Origin of the sequence: Halorubrum sp. FL23 (genome assembly GCF_052439115.2) — an archaeon.
Lineage (GTDB): Archaea > Halobacteriota > Halobacteria > Halobacteriales > Haloferacaceae > Halorubrum > Halorubrum persicum.
The window spans coordinates 87,049-107,947 of record NZ_JBQVRO020000007.1; the positions used below are offsets into that span (position 1 = coordinate 87,049).

The 20,899-nt window shown below is 70.6% G+C and carries 22 protein-coding genes and 2 tRNA genes; 10 read left to right on the forward strand and 14 right to left on the reverse strand.

Annotated features, from left to right (window positions below):
* Positions 1–56: 56 nt before the first annotated feature.
* Both ACT4MF_RS10450 and ACT4MF_RS10455 read right to left on the reverse strand, forming a co-directional pair.
* Positions 57–1,640, reverse strand: coding sequence for a lipopolysaccharide biosynthesis protein (locus tag ACT4MF_RS10450; protein ID WP_099256222.1), 1,584 nt, complete (start codon positions 1,638–1,640; stop codon positions 57–59).
* A 63-nt stretch (positions 1,641–1,703) separates the two neighbouring features.
* Positions 1,704–2,723, reverse strand: a complete 1,020-nt coding sequence (locus ACT4MF_RS10455) for an aldo/keto reductase (protein ID WP_444682577.1) — start codon at positions 2,721–2,723, stop codon at positions 1,704–1,706.
* Between the two features lie 114 nt (positions 2,724–2,837).
* On the opposite strand from ACT4MF_RS10455, the gene ACT4MF_RS10460 reads away from it, so the two are divergent.
* Both ACT4MF_RS10460 and ACT4MF_RS10465 read left to right on the forward strand, forming a co-directional pair.
* Positions 2,838–3,167: a transcription factor S gene (locus ACT4MF_RS10460; RefSeq protein ID WP_099256220.1), complete on the forward strand. Its 330-nt coding sequence runs from the start codon at positions 2,838–2,840 to the stop codon at positions 3,165–3,167.
* Between the two features lie 117 nt (positions 3,168–3,284).
* Positions 3,285–3,923, forward strand: coding sequence for a type IV pilin domain-containing protein (locus ACT4MF_RS10465; RefSeq protein WP_444682578.1), 639 nt, complete (start codon positions 3,285–3,287; stop codon positions 3,921–3,923).
* Positions 3,924–4,048: 125 nt separating this feature from the next.
* On the opposite strand, the gene ACT4MF_RS10470 is transcribed toward ACT4MF_RS10465, so the two are convergent.
* From ACT4MF_RS10470 to ACT4MF_RS10500, 7 genes are all read right to left on the reverse strand, one after another.
* Positions 4,049–4,696, reverse strand: coding sequence for an alpha/beta hydrolase (locus ACT4MF_RS10470; RefSeq protein WP_444682579.1), 648 nt, complete (start codon positions 4,694–4,696; stop codon positions 4,049–4,051).
* Between the two features lie 28 nt (positions 4,697–4,724).
* The gene (locus ACT4MF_RS10475) at positions 4,725–5,123 is read right to left on the reverse strand and encodes a DUF5778 family protein (RefSeq protein ID WP_444682580.1); all 399 of its coding nucleotides are present in this window, start codon (positions 5,121–5,123) and stop codon (positions 4,725–4,727) included.
* 67 nt (positions 5,124–5,190) lie between these two features.
* Positions 5,191–6,882 carry a PKD domain-containing protein gene (locus ACT4MF_RS10480; RefSeq protein ID WP_444682581.1) on the reverse strand — a complete coding sequence of 564 codons (1,692 nt, stop codon included), beginning with the start codon at positions 6,880–6,882 and terminating at the stop codon, positions 5,191–5,193.
* 77 nt (positions 6,883–6,959) lie between these two features.
* Positions 6,960–7,916 carry an HhH-GPD family protein gene (locus ACT4MF_RS10485; protein ID WP_444682582.1) on the reverse strand — a complete coding sequence of 319 codons (957 nt, stop codon included), beginning with the start codon at positions 7,914–7,916 and terminating at the stop codon, positions 6,960–6,962.
* A 25-nt stretch (positions 7,917–7,941) separates the two neighbouring features.
* Entirely contained in the window at positions 7,942–8,625 is a 684-nt protein-coding gene (locus ACT4MF_RS10490; protein ID WP_444682583.1) for a DUF7384 family protein, read from the reverse strand.
* A gap of 95 nt (positions 8,626–8,720) precedes the next feature.
* Positions 8,721–8,792: transfer RNA gene (locus ACT4MF_RS10495), tRNA-Thr, on the reverse strand.
* A gap of 94 nt (positions 8,793–8,886) precedes the next feature.
* Positions 8,887–9,552, reverse strand: coding sequence for a DUF7114 family protein (locus ACT4MF_RS10500; protein ID WP_444682584.1), 666 nt, complete (start codon positions 9,550–9,552; stop codon positions 8,887–8,889).
* Positions 9,553–9,611: 59 nt separating this feature from the next.
* Here ACT4MF_RS10500 and ACT4MF_RS10505 point away from each other — a divergent pair, with 59 nt between their 5' ends.
* The 5 genes from ACT4MF_RS10505 to ACT4MF_RS10525 all read left to right on the forward strand — a co-directional run bounded on the left by ACT4MF_RS10505 (position 9,612) and on the right by ACT4MF_RS10525 (position 13,081).
* On the forward strand, positions 9,612–10,307 hold the full coding sequence (locus tag ACT4MF_RS10505; protein WP_444682585.1) for an enoyl-CoA hydratase/isomerase family protein: 696 nt from the start codon (positions 9,612–9,614) through the stop codon (positions 10,305–10,307).
* Positions 10,308–10,418: 111 nt separating this feature from the next.
* Positions 10,419–10,489: transfer RNA gene (locus tag ACT4MF_RS10510), tRNA-Gly, on the forward strand.
* 604 nt (positions 10,490–11,093) lie between these two features.
* Entirely contained in the window at positions 11,094–12,122 is a 1,029-nt protein-coding gene (gene thyA, locus ACT4MF_RS10515; RefSeq protein WP_099255757.1) for a thymidylate synthase, read from the forward strand.
* Positions 12,122–12,724, forward strand: a complete 603-nt coding sequence (locus tag ACT4MF_RS10520) for a dihydrofolate reductase (RefSeq protein WP_444682586.1) — start codon at positions 12,122–12,124, stop codon at positions 12,722–12,724. Before thyA ends, ACT4MF_RS10520 begins: the two co-directional genes overlap by 1 nt.
* A 180-nt stretch (positions 12,725–12,904) precedes the next feature.
* Entirely contained in the window at positions 12,905–13,081 is a 177-nt protein-coding gene (locus tag ACT4MF_RS10525) for a DUF7501 family protein (RefSeq protein ID WP_444682587.1), read from the forward strand.
* 71 nt (positions 13,082–13,152) lie between these two features.
* Here ACT4MF_RS10525 and ACT4MF_RS10530 read toward each other — a convergent pair whose 3' ends face one another.
* Genes ACT4MF_RS10530 through ACT4MF_RS10540 form a run of 3 tightly spaced genes read right to left on the reverse strand, consistent with a single transcriptional unit; the run spans position 13,153 to position 16,455 of the window.
* Positions 13,153–14,325 carry an ABC transporter permease gene (locus tag ACT4MF_RS10530; RefSeq protein WP_099255755.1) on the reverse strand — a complete coding sequence of 391 codons (1,173 nt, stop codon included), beginning with the start codon at positions 14,323–14,325 and terminating at the stop codon, positions 13,153–13,155.
* On the reverse strand, positions 14,322–15,065 hold the full coding sequence (locus ACT4MF_RS10535) for an ABC transporter ATP-binding protein (RefSeq protein WP_444682588.1): 744 nt from the start codon (positions 15,063–15,065) through the stop codon (positions 14,322–14,324). Before ACT4MF_RS10535 ends, ACT4MF_RS10530 begins: the two co-directional genes overlap by 4 nt.
* Complete coding sequence (locus ACT4MF_RS10540; RefSeq protein WP_444682589.1) at positions 15,058–16,455, reverse strand: COG1361 family protein; 1,398 nt, start codon at positions 16,453–16,455, stop codon at positions 15,058–15,060. Before ACT4MF_RS10540 ends, ACT4MF_RS10535 begins: the two co-directional genes overlap by 8 nt.
* Before the next feature lie 168 nt (positions 16,456–16,623).
* On the opposite strand from ACT4MF_RS10540, the gene ACT4MF_RS10545 reads away from it, so the two are divergent.
* The gene (locus ACT4MF_RS10545; RefSeq protein ID WP_180271802.1) at positions 16,624–17,394 is read left to right on the forward strand and encodes an archaeal proteasome endopeptidase complex subunit alpha; all 771 of its coding nucleotides are present in this window, start codon (positions 16,624–16,626) and stop codon (positions 17,392–17,394) included.
* A gap of 177 nt (positions 17,395–17,571) precedes the next feature.
* On the forward strand, positions 17,572–18,453 hold the full coding sequence (locus ACT4MF_RS10550) for an MOSC domain-containing protein (protein ID WP_444682590.1): 882 nt from the start codon (positions 17,572–17,574) through the stop codon (positions 18,451–18,453).
* Positions 18,454–18,506: 53 nt separating this feature from the next.
* Here the strand turns inward: ACT4MF_RS10550 and ACT4MF_RS10555 are convergent, their stop codons facing one another.
* The gene (locus ACT4MF_RS10555) at positions 18,507–19,385 is read right to left on the reverse strand and encodes a hypothetical protein (protein ID WP_099255750.1); all 879 of its coding nucleotides are present in this window, start codon (positions 19,383–19,385) and stop codon (positions 18,507–18,509) included.
* Positions 19,386–19,459: 74 nt separating this feature from the next.
* Positions 19,460–20,329 (reverse strand): CheF family chemotaxis protein, encoded by an 870-nt coding sequence (locus ACT4MF_RS10560; RefSeq protein WP_444682591.1) that lies wholly within the window; start codon positions 20,327–20,329, stop codon positions 19,460–19,462.
* Between the two features lie 170 nt (positions 20,330–20,499).
* On the opposite strand from ACT4MF_RS10560, the gene fer reads away from it, so the two are divergent.
* On the forward strand, positions 20,500–20,889 hold the full coding sequence (gene fer, locus ACT4MF_RS10565) for a ferredoxin Fer (protein ID WP_099255748.1): 390 nt from the start codon (positions 20,500–20,502) through the stop codon (positions 20,887–20,889).
* The last annotated feature ends 10 nt before the right edge of the window (positions 20,890–20,899 follow it).

Genomic DNA, 20,899 nt, shown 5'->3' on the forward strand with positions numbered 1-20,899 from the left:
GGTAGCCGACGCCGAGACGCGTCTCGGCCGACGCCCGGCGGAACCGCGTCAGCGCGCTACCGACCGAGCCGATCCGCGAGGGCGGCGCGGTACCGCCCCGCCAGCTCGCGCGCGACGAGCCGGTCGCGGGGGTCGACGCCGAGGGCGCGGAGCGCGCCGACGTAGACCGCGACTCCGGCCACGGACCCGACGACGACGGCGGTTCCGCCGGGGACGACCTCCCGGATCGCCCGCATCGCGAGGAGGGCCACGCCGCCGGCCGCGAGCGGCGTGAGGTAGGTGCGGTCGAACGGCCACAGTCCCTCGAAGCGACGCAGCAGGACGACCTGAATCCCGTTCTGCACCGCGATCGCCAGCGAGGTGCCGAGCGCGGCCCCGACGAGCCCGTACCGGACGACGAACGCGTAGGTGAGAGCGACGTTGAGGACGGCGAGCAGCCAGTCGAGCGCCATCCGGGCGTACTGGTGGTCGGTCATCATCAGGAGCCAGCCGGTCGCGCCCACCGCGCTGCCGACGAACACCCCGCCGAGGTAGACGACGAGCGGGACGTAGCCGGCCACGTACGGGTCGCCGAACAGCCCGAGCAGCTCCCGTCCGAACACGACGAGCACGGCGAGGACCGGGATCACCGTCGCGACGATCTGTCGCGTCACGGAGGTGTACACCGCGTTGAGCGTCTCCGTCTCCCCCTCCGCGTACAGCTCGGAGGCGACCGGCGGCAGCAGCTGGTTGAACGAGAGCAGCGGAATCCACGCGATCGCGATCAACACGAGGACGACGTTGTACACCCCCGCGGCGGTCGCCGTCAGCAGCGCTCCGACGAGCAGCACGTCGACGCGGTTCTGGAACACCTTCCCGAGGCTGCTCATCGCGACCGGCGCCGCGTGGTCGTAGAACCGTCGCGCCTCCCGGCTGACGCCCCGAAGCGACGGGACGACTCCGGTCACCCGCGCGGAGAGCGGCGCGGCGACGGCGGCGAGCAGCGCGGTCGCGGCGACGATGCCGCCCGCGACGCCGACGACCGAGTAGCCGAGCGCCAGCGCCCCCACCGCCCCGACGAGTCGGACGCCGGGCCGGAGCAGCTTGTTGAAGGCGATCTCGCCGCGGGCAGAGCCGACGGCGCGGAATATCGCGGACGCGATCATCACGACCCCGAGCAGCCCGACGAGGAGGCCGAACGCGCGCATCGTCGCCGGGAACGCGGCGTCTGAGACGGTGCGCGCGTTGATCCACGGGGCGGCCAGCCAGATCCCGCCGGCGATCGCGGCCCCGAACCCGAGCGTCGTGGCGTACGCGAGCCCGGCGACGACCCCTTGTCGGTCGGGAGCGCCCGCGTACTCGGGGAGATATCGCTGGAGCGCCGGCACGCTGCCGAACGTGACGAGCCGCGAGAGCAACTGGGCGATCCGCCACGCCAGCGCGTACACGCCGTACGCGGCCGGACCGAGGCTGCGCGCGAGTACGAACTCCGTCGCGGCCGTGAGCGCGCGCTGGCCCGAGACGCCGCCCGCGGTGACCACCGCTCCGCCCGCGATCGTCAGCAGCGCCTCGCGCTCGTCGTCGGGGACGGCGTCGTCGGGGTTCCCGCTCGACGCCGCCTCGCGTTCGCGGTCGCTTCCGGCTCCGGCTCCGTCGTTCACGGGTCACCTCGACGTGACCCGGCTCCGGACAAAAGCGACTCGTTCCGCCGGCTGTCGGCTCCGCTACCAGCGCTGGTGGACGTGGTCGCGGACGAACTCGTCGTACACGTCCGAAACGACCTCGCGTTCGTCCTCACCGAGCGGTGCGAGGTCGCTGGCGGCGGCGTTCGCCCGGATGTGGTCCGGCGTCGTCGAGCCGGGGATGACCGTGGAGACGGCGTCGTGGTCGAGGATCCAGCGCAGCGAGAGCTGCGGGAGCGAGAGGTCGTCGCCGGTCGCGTCGGTCGGGTCGTCGGCGACGGCGTCGACCCGCTCTGCGAGCGCGTCGGCGGCGTCGAGGCCGACCTCGTAAGGGACGCCGGCGAACGTCTCGCCCACGTCGAACGCGTCGCCCTCGCGGTTGTAGTTGCGGTGGTCGTCCTCGGCGAACTCGGTGTCCCGCGAGAGCGCGCCGGTGAGCAGCCCGGAGGCGAGCGGCACCCGGCAGATCACGCCCACGTCGCGGCCGGCGGCCTCGTCGAGGAACAGCTCGGCGGGCCGCTGGCGGAAGGGGTTGAAGATGATCTGGACCGACTCGACGCCGGGGTACTCGATCGCCTTCAGCCCCTCCTCGACGCGCTCGACGCTGACGCCGTAGTTCGCGATCTTCCCCTCGGCCGCGAGTGTGTCGAGGGCGTCGAACGTCTCCGGCTGATAGTACGCGTCCGTCGGCGGGCAGTGGAGCTGGACCAGGTCCAGCGTCTCGGTCCCGAGATTCTCCCGGGACCGGTTCACGAACCGGCGGAGGTTCGCCTCGGTGTACCGCTCCGCGACGTGGGGATCGAGCCGGCGGCCCGCCTTCGTCGCGACCGTCACGTCGCCGGTCGCGATCTCGTCGTCGAGCACGTCGCCGAGGATCTGCTCCGAGCGCCCGTCGCCGTACACGTCCGCGGTGTCGAAGAAGTCGATTCCGGCGTCGCGGGCGGCCTCGACCGCGTCGACCGCCTCGGACTCGCTCACGTCGCCCCAGTCGCTCCCGATCTCCCACGCGCCGTAGCCGACCTCGCTGACCGCGCCGACGTCGCCGAGCGTTCGGTGGTTCATGTTCACTCTCACCTGATCGGGGCGAACGCAAGGGCGTTCCGGAGGCGGAACCGGGGCGCGGTCTCGGACCGCAGCCACGGGAGCTAAACGGCTCGACGCCGTAGCACGCCGCATATGCAGTTCTGTGACGACTGCGGCTCGATGATGGTCTCTCGCGACGGAGAGATGGTGTGTCAGAACGACGACTGCGGCGCCACCACCGAGCGCGACGAGGCGCTCGCCGCCGAGTTCGAGTCGACGACCGAACAGACCGGCGACGAGGTGATCGAGACGGAGGAGGGCGCGAACTTCGAGGGGAAGCCGACCGCCAACGACATCGTCTGCGACGAGTGCGGCCACGGCGAGGCGTGGTACACGATCAAACAGACCGGCGCCGCCGACGAGCCCCCGACGCGCTTCTTTAAATGCAAGGAGTGCGGGCACCGGTGGAGAGGATATAACTAATCCCAACCTGACGCTGCCGATTTGGGCAGATTGGGGCTCTGGCCCTATTGTGAGAAAACCGCGGGCGTCGCGGGCGGTTAGGTCGGCAGTTCTTACCCTCGGAGGCGAAGTGTCGGCATGGACGAACGGGCGATCTCTCCCGTCATCGGCGTCGCCCTCGTGGTCGTCATCACCCTCCTCCTGGCGACGATGTTCGCCGCGGGCGCGGTCCATCTGGCCGACTTCGACAGCGAGCGCGAGGACGTGCACGACCTCACCGACGGACCGGTCGACGGGGACGCGGACGCGACGGCGGGCGACGAGTCACACGCGGGCGAGCTCGTCCGGGCCGTCGACGACGGCGCGGGCGCGACGACGACACACGTCGTGAACTACACCGTCGCCGCCGACTCCGACACCGCGGGCAACTCGCTCAACTCCGTCACGGTCGAGTACGAGAGCGGATCGGTCGACGTGAGTGGCGTCGACGAGCGAGCAGCCGTCACGCTCGTGGGTATCGACGGCGACCGGGACGGGACCGTCGAGACGGACGCGACCGGCGACGTGGAGTGCTGTCCCCCCGGCGACGGCGTCATCGTCTCCGACGGGGGGAACACCCTCCGAATCGAGTTTTCGGGGAGCTACAGCCTGGAAGCGGGCGACGCCCTCGCCGTCAGATACGAATCGGTGACGAACCCGAGCGCGGGTGAGTACGGCGTCAGCGTCACCGTCAACGGCGAGGTGAACGACGGGGGCGGGAGCGTTCAGATACGCTGATCCCCTGCGAAGGCGACCGATATGAGCCGCTCGGCTGCTGCCTCTGTGTCGGCGTCGCTGAACGGGTTGAGAAGCAGATCGACGAGGAGCGCGGGCACCGCTGGCGCGGGTACAACTGACCCCCGTCAGTCGTCCCGCAGCCGCGACCCGAGAAACGTCGCCGCCGCGTCGCCCACGTCGCCGGCGCGCCCGACGAAGAAGTGGTCGGACGCGAACGCGACCGTCTCGATCCCCAGCTCCTCGGCCCGCTCCACCACGGGCTCCCAGTCGGCCGTCGAGTCGCGCGTCGCGTAGAGGGCTCGCGCTTCCACGTCGAGCGCGACGAGATCGTCGAGGGCCGCGACCGCGTCGACATCGGGGTTCAGGCGGGCGGTCGGCGCGAGCGCGCAGACGCCGGCGAGTTCGGGACGGGAGGCCGCCGAGACGAGCGCCACCGTGCCGCCGAACGAGAAGCCGAACAGCGCCACCCGGTCGTAGCGCTCGGTCGCCCAGCCGACCGCGTTGTCGGCGTCGGTGCTCTCGCCGTACCCCTCGTCCCAGTCGCCGTAGTCGAACCGGAGGCAGTCGATCCCCTGATCGGTGAGCGCGTCGCTGACGGCGGTCAGCCGCTCGTCGCCGCGGTGGCCGCGCTGCTGGGGGTGCGGCGGGCAGGCGACGACGACCGCGTCGGCGCGAGAGTTCTCGGCGGCGGCGTCGCCACCGCCGTCGCTCGCGGCGGTGTCGAGGGTGGCGCGCACGTCCCGGCCGCCCGGGATGAGAACGGTGTCGCTCACGGGAGTTCGAAGGGAAAGCCGCCGCCGTTCAGGGGACCTGGGTCACGCGATCGACGCCGTCGAGGTCGGCGAGGTCGCTCGCGAGCGTCTCCTGATCGACGGTCGCCTCGTAGTAGAAGACGAGGTCGAAGGTGCCGTCGCGGAGGAGCTGCTGGCACTCCCAGACGAACGCCTCGTCGTCGAGGGTGCGCCCCTGGAACTGGTTCGACGAGAAGTTCGTGTCGTCGTTGCCGGCCTCGATGTACGCCTCGCCCTTGCCGGCGTGGTCGGCGATGACCTCGTTGATGGCGACCGTGAGCTCGTGCATCTCGAGGTCCTCCTGCCCGCCGAGCGTCGTGTGGACGATACAGCCCGCGAGTTCGATGTCGCCCGGCTCCAGCAGGGCCTTCGTCCGCGTGTAGAGGTCGGCGTCGACGGTCTCGTTCATAGCGTTCTGTTCCGGCTCCCGTGATAAACGGGTAACGGTTCCCCCGGCGGTGTCTCGGACCGAAGGGCTAGTCGCCCTCGGCGTTGTCGCCGCCGTCGCCAGGCCCGAGGCGCGATCGCATGAGGTATCCCGCCCCGACGAGCGACGAAACAGCAGTCCCGACGCCGAATCCGGGTATCTCGACGGACGACGTTCCGTCGTCCGAATCGTCCTCCGCGCCCGTCACTTCGAGCGGGTCGGCGCTCTGAGAAGCGCGATCGGCGTCGTCGGTCACGGTCAGCGTCACGTTGAACCCGCCGCTCTCCGTGTAGGTGTGGGTCGCCGTCTGACCCTCTCCCGTCCCCCCGTCGCCGAAGTCCCACCGGTACTCGACGATCTCTCCGTCCGGACTTGACGACTCGGTCGCGTCGAAAGCGACCTGCTGTCCCACCGACGGCGACGTCGGTGCGTGTTCAAACGCCGCGGTCGGCTCTTCGCCTCCCGCCGCGTTGTCACCGCTTCCGTTGTCGTCGGTGCTATCGTCAGAGCCGCCGTCGTCCGCCTCGTCGTCGTTTCCGCCGCTCACTTCTTCGACCCGGACGGACGCACTGGCTTGGTCGCTGCCGGACCGGACGACGATCTCTCCGTCGGTGACGTCAGATTTTGCGGTTTCCCACGTCAGCGTTGCCGTCGCCGTCTCTTCCGGATCGAGAGAGAAGGTCGCCGAGTCGACCACCGACCCGCCGGTCGATTCCAACGTCACGTCGGTGGTCCCGGTCGCGCCGCCGGCGTTCGTGACTTCGACGGAGACCTCGAGTCGCTCGCCGGCCTCGACGGGCGACGTGGTCGACGCGATCGACACGTCGTACGCGGGATCGCCGCCCTCTGATTCGGTCCGTATCTGATCGATCTCGCCCGCCGAGAGCTCGGCGCGGTAGATACGGAGGTCGGACAGCTTGCCCACGAGGAGGCCGTACCAGTCGGGATTTCCGGTTCCGTACCAGCTTCCGATCGTCTGGTGAGACCAGTAGTTCGTGTTCCGTGGGCTGTAACCGTCCATCTCGTCGTCCGAAAAGCGGACCTCCCCGTCGACGTGGATCCGGATGGCGTTCGCCGGGTCGAACACGACGGCGACGTGGTGCCACTCGCCCACGGAGACGTCGAGCTCGGCGTCGACGTGATCCTCGGTCGAGTACACGACGCCTCCTCCGAGATCGCCTGTGCGGAAGGACAGCCGGACGGTCTCCGCATCGCCCGTGTCGGGTCGTCCCGCAAACACGTACTCCGCGTCGTTTCGCAAGAGGTGGTGGTTCGCCTCCTCACCGTTCGGTTTCCCGCCCTCGCTCCGATCGAAGTAGACCCAGCCGACGACGGTCGCCGGACCGTTGTCACGCCGAGCGATACTCAGCTGTGGATTATCCGACCCGGAGCCGACTTGCATCCCGTCGTCGCCATCGAACTGAACCCCCGACCGCCCGCCGAACGTTCCGACTGAGGGGTTGCCGTACTCTGCGGCGCCGTCGGCGTTCCCGACGGTGTCTCCGAACCCCTCCGCGAACGGCCAGCGAGCGACGAGATCGTCCGCCCTGACGAGATGCCCGTCGGCGGCGACGGACGGCATTCCGACCGCACCGAGCACCGAGCCTGCGGCGATCGCCCCCAACACGGTCCGCCGCCCGACCCGCGAACCGCGCGTCTCCCCGCTGTCACTGGAGGGGATACTCGCCGACACGCCCCGCTCGTCACTACTGTGCGAAGTTCGCGCGTTTTCACCAGCCATGACTACCGACACGAAATCCAATATTAAAGAATTTGTCATGTATGCAAACGGTGGCGGGGCGAAACCTTGTCTGACCCTTACGACCGGAGTCGAACCGCGATTCCACCGCCTTCCTCTTCCACTGCTACGAGCCCGTCGTCCGCGAGGTCCGCGATCAGCCCGCGGAGCCACTCTCGACCGTACTCGCCGCCGGGCGAATAGTCGACGCGGACACGGGGGCCGAGCTCGTCGAGCGCCAGCTCGTCGTACTCGCCGAGGACCCGAATCACGCGCCCGCGGAACTGCCGGCGGCTTCCTTCGAAGCTCGGCTGTTCGGGCACGTCGGGCGCGGTGAAGTCGCCGGTCTCGTAGGCGTGACACCACCCGCGCCACGGGCACCCGGCCTCGTCGCAGCGCGGCGTCGTCCCGCAGGCGACGCCGCCGAGCTCCATGATCGCGTTGTTCCAGACGCGGGAGCCGCCGTCGGGCAGCACGTGCGAGGCCACCCGCGCGAACGCGTCGTCGTCGTCCGGCACCGCGAAGGCGCGGTGGAGCACCCGCTTCACGTTGGTGTCGACGACGGCGTCCCCGTTGTTGAACGCGAACGACGCCACCGCGTTCGCGGTGTACGGACCGACGCCCATCAGCTCCTGGAGCGCTTCCGGGGTCTCCGGGAACGTCCCGTCGTACTCGCCCTCGATCTGCCCGGCGGCCTCGTGGAGATACTTCGCGCGGTTGTTGTAGCCGAGCGAGTGGTCCGACCAGAACGCGACCACGTCGCCGCGGTCGGCGGCGGCCAGGGCCGCGGTCGTCGGCCACTCCTCGATGAAATCCTCCCACGCGGGAACGACCCGATCGAGCTGCGTCTGCTGGCTCATCACCTCGCTGACGAGGATCTCGTAGGGGTCCTCGGTGCGCCGCCACGGGAACTCGCGGTGGTCCGCCTCGTACCAGTCGATGAGCGCCTCGCGGACCGCGCCGAGGTCGGTCGGCAGCGCGGGGGCGTCGCCGTCGTCGACGGCGCCGGTCGCGGCGGTCGCGTCCGAGTCGGTCATTACCGTCGGTCGGGTCGGCGGCGGTTTATCCGTGCTGGTCCGCGTCGGACCGTTCGTCGGTGTCGTGGCGCTCGTCCGCGTTTGTCCGGACCGGCTCCATCGTTCGCGGGTCGCGGTCGGGGCCCGGATACTCGCCGCCGACGGCCTCCGGGTACAGCCGCGCCGGCGAGAAGACGGTCGCGAACGCCCGCGGCTCGCGAACGCTCACCGCCATTCGGTCCCGAAGCCCGGCGGCGGCCCGCGCTCCCGTCAGCGACGGATCGAGGCTCACGACCTGCATCGCGCCGCCGCGGTACGCCGACGCCAGCGCCGGGTGGTCGCCGGGGGGTTGCGTCACCGGCTCGCGCCACGCCTCGATCGCGTCTCGCCAGGCGTCCGCCAGCCCGTCGCCCGCCAGCGCGCCGATCACCGCCTCGGCGTCGTCGAGGAGCGGGTCGCTGGCGACGAGCGTCGTCCACGCGTGCGAGCGCAGCGCGTCGAGCGCCTCGCGGGCCGGCCCGCCGACGAGGAGGTCGGCCGCGAGCACGTCGGCGTCGGCGACGACGCGGGCGGGGCTCGGATCGCGGTCGACGGGCGGAAGGTCGTCACTTCCGGCGGTGTCGCGATCCCCGGCGTTGGCCCGTCGCTCGGCGAGCGCCGTGCTCACCGTCTCGGCGCTCACGTCAGCCCCGGCGGCTCGGTCGAAGAGGTCGGCGAAGGTCGCGGTCATACGGGACCCGTCGGCGGCGACGGGTATCGGGTTTGCGGACGACGATCGGACGGGTTGTCGGCAGCGGGGCTATCCGATCGAGGGACTGCGAGAAGAGCCTAGGCCGAGATTTGAACTCGGGGTCTCGTCCTTACCAAGGACGCGCTTTACCGCTAAGCTACCCAGGCGCAATCAGTCGTTGACGGGAGTCGACTTTAGGGGTTTCGATTCGGGGGCGTTCCGTCACGAAGACACACACCGGTCCGTCGCCGTCGGGCGACCTCACCGGTCCGTCGCGCTCACGGCGCGGTCGGAGATGTCGGCGATGCGGTCGGCCGTCGTCTCGGGGAGCGCGCGGCCCGGCGGCGGGAACTTGCCGTCGTAGTCCGCCGCCAGATCGCGGGCGTACGTCAACAGCTCCTCGGGCGGGTCGCCGCCGACGGCGGTGGTGCCGGCGACGACGGCGAGTTCGAGCGCGTCGATCTCCAAGTTCCGGTCGAGCGCGGTCGCCGCGGCGGGATCGGTCCCCTCGCGGTCCCGGAGCGTCTGGTCGCGGCCGAACGCGCGCACGACCTCGACCGCGGCCGCGGCGGCGTCGGTGCACGCGAGCAGGGCGAACCCGCGCGAGACGAGCACGTCGGCGGTGAGCACGTCCATGTCGGCGTCGATGTCCGTCTCCCGCGTGGCCGCGGTCGCCCACGGCTCCTCGTGGGCCACCGACCGGGTGAGCCGGAGCCCCTCGTAGATGAGCTGTACGCCGGCCGCCCGGTCGACCACCGCGTCGGGGTCGACCTCGGGGTCGACCGCGCGGGCGGTGACCAGCGCCAGCACTCCGGGCGTTACGGCGGCGTTCGCGATCCGGTCTTCGAGGGCCTCACGCAGCTGATCGGGCTCGACGTCGGCGAGCGCCTCACACGCGGCGTCACGCGCTCGCGCGGCATCGTCCATTACGTAACGGTAGTCGATCGAGGGGCAAAGACCTTTGGAAACGAACGGGATACCACGGTGTGATCCGCACCCGAGACGACGACGGGGTCCGCGTGGTGACTATCGACCGACCGGCGCGCCGGAACGCCCTCCGACCCGATGACCTGAGCGCGCTCCGCACCGCCGTCGCCGACGCCGACGCGCCGGTGACGTACCTCCGCGGCGCCGGCGAGGCGTTCTGCGCCGGCGCCGACCTCGACGTGGTCGCCGCCCTCGACGACCCGGCGTCGTTCGCCCGCGCCGGCCAGCGCACGGCCCGGGCGATCGCGGACGCGGAGACGGTCGTCGTCTGCGGGATCGACGGCGCGGCCCGCGGCGGCGGCGTCGAGATCGCGCTCGCGGCCGATCTCCGGGTGGCGACGACGGCGGCGACGTTCGCGGAGCCCGGCGTCGCGTTCGGGCTGTTCGGCGCGTGGGGCGGAACGGTTCGGCTCCCGCGGGTGATGCGCGAGGGCGACGCGCTCGACTTCGCGCTGTCGGGGCGGGTGCTCGACGCCGACGAGGCGCTCCGCACGGGGCTCGTCTCCCGAGTCGTCGACGACCCGCGATCGGTGGCGGACGCGATAGCGAGCGGCGAGCGGGACGCCCTCCGCGCGATCAAACGGCGGGTGCGCGACCGCCGCGACGACGGGACGCAGGAGCGCGCGGAGGCGTCCGCGTTCGCCGACCTCGTGCACGCCCACGCGGACGATATCGCAGCGATGCGCGGGGAGTGACCCCGAACTGCACCCGGCGTCTCGCCCGCTCCCCGTCACGTCATCCGCCCGCCGTCAGTCGGATGTGACAGGTTTAAGTGATCCTCCAACCAACCACCGAGTGCGAAGCACGCACCGGTAGTGTAGTGGTATCACGCAACCTTGCCATGGTTGCAACCCGAGTTCAAATCTCGGCCGGTGCACTTCCGACTGACTTCGTCAGTCGACGTTTGTCTCACTACGTTCGACAAACTCCGTTCAGTCGTGCACCGCCCTGACTCCCCGCTCGCTGCGCTCGCGTGGAGTCTCGGCCGGTGCTTTCTCTAATCGGTCTAGTTAGATAGTCACGAGTTTCCTAATCAGGGTTAGGCGCGCGCCTCCGAGTGGCCGCGCCCGGCGGCCACGAGGAGCGCGTGCGAGGGAGTCGACCGGCGCTTATAAGCGCCGGTCGACGAGGCTGGGGAGGCGTGAGGTGCTGTGCGGTCGCGGGTGGGTGGGACTCGAAGGGGCAGCCGCGAGGACGAAGCACGGCGATGTAAGCACTGCAAGGAGCGAACGGAGTGAGCGACTGAAGCGCGCAGCGAGCCGCGCGAGTCCTCGCGGCCGGGGCTTTGAAGCTGTTTACCGTCGGTCTGTCGACTGTTTATAAACGATCGACCGGACCGGCGGTCCCGTCTCCGATCGAACTGTAGGCGAACTCTTCTACACACCGATCCGAACCCCAGACCGTCACGGTTAGGTTCGCCGGTTCGTTTGAACACGTAAACCCGTCTCGCCGGCCGCCACACCGACGAGCCCGATCTCACCATGCAACAGTACCTCGATCTCGTCGACGACACCCTGTCGACGGGCACCTACAAGCCGAACCGAACCGGCGTCGACACGATCGCGACGTTCAGCGGGCAGTACACCGTCGACCTCTCGGAGGGCTTCCCGCTCCTCACGACCAAGAAGATGGACGGCTACCGGTGGAACTCGCTGATCCACGAGGTGCTCTGGTACCTCTCCGGCGAGGAGCACATCCGGAACCTCCGCGAGGAGACCAAGATCTGGGACGCGTGGGCCGACGACGAGGGGCGTCTCGACACCGCTTACGGCCGGTTCTGGCGCCGCTTTCCCGTTCCGGACGGCGTCGACGCGCTCCCCGGCGAGTCGTGGCCGGCGGACGCGCACCGCTGGGTGACCGTTGAAGCGGGCCCCGACGGCGCCGAGCGCCGGACCTTCGACCAGATCCAGTACGTCCTCGACACCCTCGAAGAGAACCCGCAGTCCCGGCGGATGGTCGTGAACGCGTGGCATCCCGCCAACGCCGCCGTCTCGACGCTGCCGCCGTGTCACTACACCTTCGTCGTGAACGTACAGGACGGGCGGCTCAACCTCCACCTCACGCAGCGCTCGGGCGACATCGCGCTCGGGGTCCCGTTCAACATCGCCGCGTACGCCCTGCTGGCGAACGCGCTCGCGCAGCGGACGGGGTTCGAAGTGGGCGAGTTCGGCCACACCGTCGTCGACGCGCACGTCTACTGCGGGCGCGGCGAGCGCGGGAAGTGGTACGCGAACAACCTCAAATACGTCCAGGACCGGATCGAGGCGGTCGAGAGCAAGGCCGACTACCTCGACGTGAAGAGCTGGGTCGAGCGGACCGCCCCCGACGAGGCGGACGGCGAGGAGGGGTACGACCACGTCCCCGGCCTGCTCGAACAGCTCTCGCGGGAGCCGCGCGAGCGCCCCCGGATCGAGATCGCCGACGTGCCGCTCGACGAGCTCACGTACGCGGACATCGAGGTCGTCGACTACGACTCCGCGGACGGCATCTCGTTCGCGGTCGCGGAGTGATGGCCGGCGACGCGTCCGCCGGCGGCGACGCCGACGCAGCCGAGGCCGCCGCCATCGACCTCGTCCTCGTCGCCGCGGTCGCCGAGAACGGCGTCATCGGCGACAGCGGCGGCATGCCGTGGCACTACCCGGCCGATCTGGCGCACTTCAAGCGGCTCACGACCGGGCATCCCGTGATCGTCGGCCGCGCGACCTACGAGAGCATCGCCGACCGGATCGGCGGCCCGCTCCCCGACCGCACCAGCGTCGTGTTGACGACCCGCGACCTCGACCTCCCCGAGGGCGCCGTCGTCGCGAGCGACACTGACGACGCGGTCGACCTCGCGGCCGCGGACGCCGCCGAGCGCGGCGTCGACGAGGCGTACGTCATCGGCGGCGCGACGGTCTACGAGCAGTTCCTCGACCGCGCTGACCGAATGGTGCTGACGGAGGTCCCCGGGCGACCCGACGGCGACACGCGCTTCCCGGACTGGGACGCCGCGGAGTGGTCGGAAACCGAGCGCGAGGTCGTTGCCTCCGAGGTCGGGGACTCCGAGAGCGACGACGAGGCCGGCGGCGACGGCCACCTCGCGTTTGTCACCTACGAACGAACCGCCGACTGAAGGGGGCGACCCCGATCTCGCCGTCCGCTCGAGAATCATCGTGTGCCGATACGGTCTCAAATAAATCTCTTCTCTGTGCATCCGCCCAGCTAACGCGGCGGTATTGTCTGAAACACCGGGATATATCGCAAACGGTGATCGTGATAACATTTTTGAGCACAGACCATGTTATGTGTACTCATGTCACTGCCAGAAGCCGCGACCGAGCCCGAGCGCTGCCCGTTCTGCGGGTCGGACATCGCGTCCCCCGGCGCGGGATTCATGCGTCACGTGGAGAACGAGCCCCAGTGCCGCGACGCGTTCGACACGTGGCGCGACCGCGTCAGCGACGACATGCGGGGCGGCTGGGCGGGGTGAGGAGTACGTGCGGGGCGGCTGGGCGGGATGACGACGACACGACGCGGTCGCCGGACCCCGAGGCAGGCCGGTCAGCTCCGCAGCGCTTCCACGGGACGCTCGTTCGCCGCCTTCCACGCGGGATACGCCCCGCTGACGAGCCCAACGCCGACGCCGAACACGAGCGCCAACAGGAGGTAGTAGCCGTTCGTCGGGTCGAGCACGAGCGCGGCGTCGACCGCGGGCGTCGCGGCCACGAGCCCGGCGACGAGCAGCACGGTCAGCAGTGTCCCCGCCGCCGCGCCCGCGGCACCGATGAGCCCGGCCTCCGCGAGCAACACGCGCAACACGTCCCGGCGCGTCACGCCGACCGCGCGCATCACGCCGATCTCCTGTCGCCGCTCGACGGTGCTCATCAGCATGACGTTGAGGATCGACACCCCGGCGACCACCAGCGAGATGGCGCCGAGCCCGAGGAGGAAGGTGCTCAGGAGGTCGAAGAAGCCGTTGATCTCGTCGACGACCGCCGCCAGCTCGAACAGGTCGACGCGCTCCTCGCGGGCGTTCACCTCCTCGCGGATCGCGTCCGCGGCCGCTCGCGCGGTCTCCCCCGACTCGGCGACGATCAGCGCCTGCGCGTAGCCGTCGGCGGCGAACGCGGACTCCGGGAGGAAGACGGCGTCGTCGGGCGCGACCGGGCTGAACGTCTGGCTCTCGGCCAGCACGGCGACGACGCGGACCTGCGACCCCGCGATCCCGACGGTGTCGCCCGCGCCCACGCCGAGGTCCTCGGCGACGCCCGCGCCGACGATCGCGCCCTGCCGGTGGCGGTCCGGGAGCCTCCCTTCGGCGGCCTCGAACGCGAGCCCCGGCTCCTCCACGCCGTAGACGGTCGCGAAGGTCTGACCGCTCGCGCCCTCGACGACCGCGCTGTCGGAGTACAGCGGCACGACCGCCGGATCGCCGACCGCGGGGTCGTCGACGGCGCGCCTGACGGCCGCCACGTCGGCCGCCGAGAGCGACTCGACGCCGGCGTCCGCGTTCGGCGAGACCACCACCTGCGTGCCGATGTCGCCGATGGCGTCGTCGGCGCCGAGCGCGAGCACGTTCCCGAAGATCCCCAGCGCCGCGACCGCGAGCACGCCGATGCAGACGCCGAGCACCGCGAGCACCGTCCGCACGCGGTTCCGTCGGAGGTTCCGCCCGGCCATCGCGACGGCGGGGCGCCAGCCGCGGAGCCGGCCGGCGACGCCGTCGCCCGTCATCGGTCACCCGGCGTGAGCGCCGACTCGGCGTCCCGGTCCGACCGGGGGCCGTCCGTCGCGTCCGATTCGGCGGGGACGCCGCCGATGAGCACCCCGTCCGTGAGCTCGACGACCCGGTCCGCGAACTCCTCGACGAGCGGGTCGTGCGTGACGGCGACCACGGCGACCCCCTCCGTCTTCACGCGCTCGAACTCGGCCAGAATCGACTCGCCGGTCTCCGTATCGAGGTTCCCCGTGGGCTCGTCCGCGAGCAGCACCGCCGGCTCGTTGATGAGCGCCCGGGCGATGGCGACCCGCTGTTTCTGCCCGCCGGACAGCTCCGACGGCTCGTGATCGAGCCGGTCGCCGAGCCCGAACCGGCCGAGCAGGTCGGCGGCGCGGTCGCTCGCGTCGCCCGGGTCGAACGCGGTCGGGAGCGCGACGTTCTCGACCGCGGTCAGCGTCGGCAAGAGGTGGAAGTCCTGGAAGACGAACCCGATCGATTCCTTGCGCGCCGCGGTGCGCTCGGCGACCGTGAGCTCGGTCACGTCGGTCCCGTCGAGCAGGCGCCACCCCTCGGTGGGGTCGTCGAGCAGTCCGAGCACGTTGAGCAGCGTCGACTTCCCGGAGCCGCTGGGACCGACGACCGCGACGAACTCCCCCGGCTCGACCGCGAAGTCCACGTCGTCGAGCGCCACCACCGGCTCGGCCCCCCCGCCCGGATACCGCTTGGTCACGCCGCGGAGTTCGACGCTATACATCGCGGCGACGGATCACGCTCCCGGCGACGGCGACCCCGGCGCCGCCGACGACCCCGATAACTCCGAGGGCTCCGAGCGTTCCGACGGCGCCTCCGCTTCCCTCCCCGCCGTCGCCCGCATCGGGGAGCGCCACCGTCGCGGTCTCGGTGTACCGAACTCCGCGTTCGGTGTACGCGATCCGGATCGGGAGCTCGTTCGCCACGGAGGCGTTCGCCGCGGTCCGCAGGTCGAAGGCGACGAAGTCGCCCGCGCCGACGCTGCCGACGAAGTACTCTCTCCCGGCCGGCGTCGGCTCGACCCCGTCGGCGCCGGCGACCGAGACGACGACCCCCTCCAGCTCGCCGGTGCCCGCGTTGCCGAGGTTGGCGTCCACGATCACCCGCCCGTCGGGGGTCGTCTCGACGGTCGCGTCGGTGACGGTCGGATCCCCCTCTCGGGGCGGGTACCGCAGCGTCGAGGACGCGGTCCGGTTCGCGCCGGCACCCGCCTGCGCGTCGGGCCGAGACCGGAACGCGGCCGTGACCGTCACGTCAGAGCGCTCGCCGAGAGGGCCGAGGTCGATCACCACCTGCCGCTCCTCGCCGGGGGCGACGTCCTCGACGACGAAGGGGCCGGCGTCGACGGCGGGCTCCGTCTCGCTCCCCTCGTCGTCCGCTCCGACCGGCGTGCCGACCGCGGTCAGGCTCACGCGGTCGGCGGTCGACGTTCCCGTGTTGACGACGGTCACGGCGACCGGCGAGTCCGCCGCCCGCACCGACTCGGTCGCGTCGCCCTCGTCCGTCTGGAGCCCGCCGCCACCGCCGCCGAAAACGCCTTCGAGGCCGCCGACGTTGATCCCGCCGGCGCTCTGTTCGTCGTCGTCGCTCTGGAGGTCCTCCGGCGAGAGTGCCCGCGTACGCACGTCGAGCGCGACCTCGGCCGGCTGCACGTCGACGATCGCGTCGCGGGTCACCGTGACGGTCCCGCCGTCGTCGTCGCCGCCCGTCGACTCCTGCTCGGCGACGACCTCGACCGTGAGCCGGTGTTCGCCGGGGTCGTCGAAGCGGGTCCACAGGACCACGTCGGTCGCGTCACCCGCCGAGAGCGCCCCGACCGCGGTCGCCTCGTCGCGAGGGTCGTCGTCGTCCTCATCGCCCGCGTCGAGGAGGCGGACGCTCGTCACGTCGGCCGCGGCCGGGCTCCCGCCGGAGTTCGAGACCGTCACGTTCAGCGCCGTCCGCTCCCCGACGGCGGGCTCGCTCGAGCTCACGTCGACCCCGTCGATCGCGATCCGGGCGTCGGGCACCGCCGCGGCCGCGCTGGCGGCCCCGAGGAGCGTCAGGAGGGCCAGCAGCGCGGCTGTGGTTCTCGTGGATGTCAATGTCACCCCTGTTAGGAGGCCACGCGACATATATCCGTCGTAGGCGGGGGTGTCGCGGCGAGCGCGTCGCCCGCCCGACGTGGACGTATAGGGTGCCGGGTCCCGGTCCGCCTGTACCGGTTACGGATGCTTTTTCAACCGTCCGGCGTAAGAAGGGGTAATGAGCCAGTGCGACACCGCGAGAGCGGGTGATCGACGATGATGGGCGGTAACGACCAGCAGGCGTACGACCGCGGCACGTCGCTGTTCTCGCCGGACGGCCGGATCTATCAGGTCGAGTACGCCCGCGAGGCGGTCTCGCGGGGCGCACCGAGCGTCGGCGTCCGGACGGGCGACGGCGTCGTCTTCGTCGCGATGTCCCGCGCGTCCTCGACGCTGATGGAGGCCGAGAGCATCGAGAAGCTCCACAAGCTCGACGACCACCTCGGCACCGCGAGCGCCGGCCACGTCGCCGACGCCCGCCAGCTGATCGACCTCGCGCGCCGCCAGTCGCAGGGGAACCGCCTGCGCTACGGCGAGCCGGTCGGCGTCGAGACGCTGACGAAGTTCGTCACCGATCACATCCAGGAGAACACCCAGCGCGGCGGCACGCGCCCGTACGGCGCCGCGCTCCTCATCGGCGGCATCGACGACGGCGAGCCGCGCCTGTTCGCCGCCGACCCCTCCGGGACCCCCAACGAGTGGAAGGCGACCGTCATCGGCGGCGGCCGCTCCGACATTCAGGGCCACCTCGAGGAGGAGTGGACCGAGGGGCTCTCGCTCGACGCGGGCGTCGAACTCGGCGTCGCCGCCCTCGCGGCCCACGACGACGAGTTCGAGCCGGCCGACCTGGCCGTCGCCACCGTCACCGAGGCCGACGGCTACCAGACCCTCTCCGTCGAGGAGATCGCCGAGGCGTTCGACGCGGCCGGCCTGACGACCGAGGACGACGAGGGCGACGAGGCGGACGACGCCGACGACGAGGAGTAGCTCACCCCTCGGACTTTCGGCCCCGATTTCGTCGTTCTGCCGTCCGTCTTTTCTCTCTCTACGCCGTCCGTTTTTCATTCTACGCCGTCCGTCTTCTTGCTCTATTCCGTCCGTCTTCTCGCTTTACGTCGTTCCCCCTGTCCAGAGTCTTTTGTCATCGCCCGCCGAACCACGGGTATGGCACGCATTGCGGACCTCGTCGCGTACCCGCTGAAGTCGAACGACGGCGCCGCTGTCGATCGCGCCGACCTCGGGCCGAACGGCGCCCTCCGCGGCGACCGAACGTACGCGCTCGTCGAAGCCGGCGTCGACCCGCACGCGGCCTCGGTCGGCGGCGACGGCGGGTACGTCAACGGGAAGGCCGAGCCGGCGGTCCACGGGCTCTCGGCGAGCTACGAGCTCGCCGGCCCGACCGACGCGACGCCGACCGCGGTCACCCTCTCGCGGCCGGCGCGTCCCGAGACGGGGGCCGACGCGGAGACGTGCACCTTCGCGCTTCCCGCGGACGGCGAGGCGCTGGAGGCGTGGGTGGGGGCGTACCTCGGCTACCCGGTCGACCTCGTCCGCGAACCGGACGGGGGGCTCCCCGACGACCGGGCCGCGCCGGGGCCGACGGTCGTCTCGCGGGCGACGCTGGAGACGGTCGCCTCGTGGTTCGACGAGGTCGCCGACGCCACGGAGATGCGGCGACGGCTCCGACCGAACCTCGTGCTCGACGACTGCCCGGCGTTCTGGGAGGACCGGCTGTTCGCCGACCACGGGGAGGCGGTCCGCGTCTCGGTCGGCGGGACCGATCTGCTCGGCGTCAACCCCTGCCAGCGCTGCGTCGTCCCCTCGCGGCACCCGGACACGGGCGAGCCGATCGACGGGTTTCGCGAGACGTTCCTCCGGAAGCGCCGCGAGACGCGTCCGACGTGGACCGAGAGCGACCGGTTCGACCACGACTTCCGCCTGATGGTCAACACGGTCGTCCCCGAGAACGAGTGGGGCTCGACGCTCGCGGTCGGCGATTCGGTCGAGATCGAGGGCGTCGAGCCGGTACCGGTCGACGAGAACTGAGAGCGGCTGAAAAAACGGGCCGGACGGGGTCGGTCCCCACTCCCTGTTGACGGTTACCGGCCGCCGTCGGTCATCGCGACCGGATCCCCGTCCGCGAGTTCGCCGTCGGCTTCGGGATCGGGCGCGCCCGCGACCGGCCCCGCGGATCCGTGCCCCTCGGCCGCCGGGTCCGCGGCGCCGAAGTGGGTCCAGAGGGTGGCGCCCACGACCGCGTAGGCGACGAGGTCGTAGTGGACCGTCCCGTCAAATCCGGTGAACGCGGCGGCGGTGCTGTAGGCGAACAGCGCCGTGACGCTCCCGACGAACAGCGCGTCGGTCGTGAGCCGCCCCTCGGCGAGCTCGCTGGCCGCCCGGCGGATGAACGGGCCGCAGGCGACGAGGAACGCGATCCCCGACAGCGAGCCGAGGTTGACGAAGAAGTGCGTCGCCATCTGCGAGTCGAGGAGCGACTGGAGGTACGAGACGGTGACGGGGTCGTAGAACAGCCACTCGATCCGCGTCGGGTACAGCACCGCGATGTACGGCGTCGCGACCATCAGCCCGAACAGCACGGCGACGGCGACGCGGGCCGACGCGAACTGCGACGCCCGGCGCGCCTCGAACGCGCGGTTCGCGGAGTCGACGACGAGCCCGCACGACTCCAACGTCTCTTGGAGGTCGTCCCGCTCCACCGACGGAGCGTGGTGGACGCCGACGGTGCCGTTCCGCGCGGTCGCCGACGCGGCGCTCACGCCGTCGTGGTCGCGGAGGACGGCCTCCAGCAGGGCTTCCCGGCGCTTCGTGTCGATCCCGTCCACGGAGAAGGTGTCGTGGACGTGCGGTTCGGGCACTCGAGCGACCCGTGGCCCCGAGCCGGGATCGGACGCGTCGATCCCCCGATCGTGGACCACGGCGTCGAGCCGCGTCGACCGCCCGTGGTGGTCGTCTGCCATGTGAACTACCTACACGTGTACGGGCATGAAACTTCCCCTGTTCGCGGGCGAAGCGCGAATTTGGGGTGGGCCGGTTACGAGTTGACCGACTCCATGTACGAGGTGACGATCATCTGTCCCTTCCGCGTGAGCACGGCGCCGGCGTCGCCGTCGACGACGAGGTTCTCGTCGCGGAGCGTTTCGAGGACCATCTCCGTCTGCGTGACATCGCCGGTGATCACGTCGGCGATGTTCGCCTCGCCGCCGGCGGAGTAGATCGACACGAGGATCTCCAGCTGTTCCTCCGTCGGGTCGAACGCCTTCACGTCCTCCATCACCTCGTCGTACTCCAGTTTGATGTACCGGCCGAGCACGTTCAGGATCCGCTTGTCGGGGACGGTCGCGATCGAGGTGACGGTCTGGGTGTCCGGAACGTGGCGGAACACGAGCGCGGGGCGCTTTTTGCCGGCGATCGTGCGGTTGGTCCGCTCGTAGTCGATGACGCTGGAGAGCTCGACCGCGAACGGGTCGGGGCAGTCGTCGAAGCCGATCGCGCCCGGCGAGAGCCGGATCGACGCGGTGTGGTCCGAGGCGTCCGTGACGCGGCCGCCGAGCTTCGCCGGGTGGCGAACCGTGACCGTCACGCCGCGCAACAGGGCCTTGAACAGCACCCGGATGAACCGCTCCATGTCGTCCGGCTCGCCCTCGACGAGGGCCGTGCGCCTCTTGCCGCCCTCCTCGTAGGCGAGGGTGACGCTGTCGCTGAAAAACGACTGGAGATCGCCGGGGACGGTGCCGACGACGACGTCGAACACCTTCGAGAGGGGGACGGTCGTCTTCGCGCCGTCGGTGGCGAGCACGAGCCGCCGCTGGCTCAGGAGGACACGGCCCGAAACGGGTTCGTCGCTTCCGAGGTCGGAGGTGTGGACGCGACCGACGAAGTCGGCGACGACGGACTCTTCCATCGGACACTGCTTGCCACCCTCCGGTATTTACTGTTACTCCTGGCGTATCAGTCGTGATAACGCTCCAACACGTGCAGAACGAACGTGTTCGGACCCTCTGGGGGGGTCGATCCCGCGAGAAAAACGCAGAACAGCAAAGCCTAATGAGGTGGGCATCAAACCGGGAGTTGATGCCCACAGTAGAATACCTCAACTACGAAGTGCTCGACGACCACGGCTGGTCGATGGACGACGACAACCTGTTCGAGGAGGCGGCCGACGCCGACCTCGACGAGGAGGACTACGGTTCCCTGGAAGTGAATCAGGGCGAGTACATCCTCGAGTCCGCCGAGGCGCAGGGCTACGACTGGCCCTTCTCGTGCCGCGCCGGCGCCTGCGCGAACTGCGCCTCCATCGTCAAGGAGGGCGACATCGAGATGGACATGCAGCAGATCCTCTCCGACGAGGAGGTCGAAGAGAAGAACGTCCGCCTGACCTGCATCGGTAGCCCGGCGACGGACGAGGTCAAGATCGTCTACAACGCGAAACACCTCGACTACCTGCAGAACCGCGTCATCTAACGCCGCACCG

Excerpts from the sequence above, each read along its gene's own strand:
- ACT4MF_RS10455 (WP_444682577.1), bottom strand. The coding sequence starts at position 2,723 with ATGAACCACCGAACGCTCGGCGACGTCGGCGCGGTCAGCGAGGTCGGC.
- ACT4MF_RS10460 (WP_099256220.1), top strand. The coding sequence starts at position 2,838 with ATGCAGTTCTGTGACGACTGCGGCTCGATGATGGTCTCTCGCGACGGA.
- ACT4MF_RS10465 (WP_444682578.1), top strand. The coding sequence starts at position 3,285 with ATGGACGAACGGGCGATCTCTCCCGTCATCGGCGTCGCCCTCGTGGTC.
- ACT4MF_RS10475 (WP_444682580.1), bottom strand. The coding sequence starts at position 5,123 with ATGAACGAGACCGTCGACGCCGACCTCTACACGCGGACGAAGGCCCTG.
- ACT4MF_RS10480 (WP_444682581.1), bottom strand. The coding sequence starts at position 6,882 with ATGGCTGGTGAAAACGCGCGAACTTCGCACAGTAGTGACGAGCGGGGC.
- ACT4MF_RS10485 (WP_444682582.1), bottom strand. The coding sequence starts at position 7,916 with ATGACCGACTCGGACGCGACCGCCGCGACCGGCGCCGTCGACGACGGC.
- ACT4MF_RS10490 (WP_444682583.1), bottom strand. The coding sequence starts at position 8,625 with ATGACCGCGACCTTCGCCGACCTCTTCGACCGAGCCGCCGGGGCTGAC.
- ACT4MF_RS10500 (WP_444682584.1), bottom strand. The coding sequence starts at position 9,552 with ATGGACGATGCCGCGCGAGCGCGTGACGCCGCGTGTGAGGCGCTCGCC.
- thyA (WP_099255757.1), top strand. The coding sequence starts at position 11,094 with ATGCAACAGTACCTCGATCTCGTCGACGACACCCTGTCGACGGGCACC.
- ACT4MF_RS10520 (WP_444682586.1), top strand. The coding sequence starts at position 12,122 with ATGGCCGGCGACGCGTCCGCCGGCGGCGACGCCGACGCAGCCGAGGCC.
- ACT4MF_RS10525 (WP_444682587.1), top strand. The coding sequence starts at position 12,905 with ATGTCACTGCCAGAAGCCGCGACCGAGCCCGAGCGCTGCCCGTTCTGC.
- ACT4MF_RS10530 (WP_099255755.1), bottom strand. The coding sequence starts at position 14,325 with ATGACGGGCGACGGCGTCGCCGGCCGGCTCCGCGGCTGGCGCCCCGCC.
- ACT4MF_RS10535 (WP_444682588.1), bottom strand. The coding sequence starts at position 15,065 with ATGTATAGCGTCGAACTCCGCGGCGTGACCAAGCGGTATCCGGGCGGG.
- ACT4MF_RS10540 (WP_444682589.1), bottom strand. The coding sequence starts at position 16,455 with ATGTCGCGTGGCCTCCTAACAGGGGTGACATTGACATCCACGAGAACC.
- ACT4MF_RS10545 (WP_180271802.1), top strand. The coding sequence starts at position 16,624 with ATGATGGGCGGTAACGACCAGCAGGCGTACGACCGCGGCACGTCGCTG.
- ACT4MF_RS10550 (WP_444682590.1), top strand. The coding sequence starts at position 17,572 with ATGGCACGCATTGCGGACCTCGTCGCGTACCCGCTGAAGTCGAACGAC.
- ACT4MF_RS10555 (WP_099255750.1), bottom strand. The coding sequence starts at position 19,385 with ATGGCAGACGACCACCACGGGCGGTCGACGCGGCTCGACGCCGTGGTC.
- ACT4MF_RS10560 (WP_444682591.1), bottom strand. The coding sequence starts at position 20,329 with ATGGAAGAGTCCGTCGTCGCCGACTTCGTCGGTCGCGTCCACACCTCC.
- fer (WP_099255748.1), top strand. The coding sequence starts at position 20,500 with ATGCCCACAGTAGAATACCTCAACTACGAAGTGCTCGACGACCACGGC.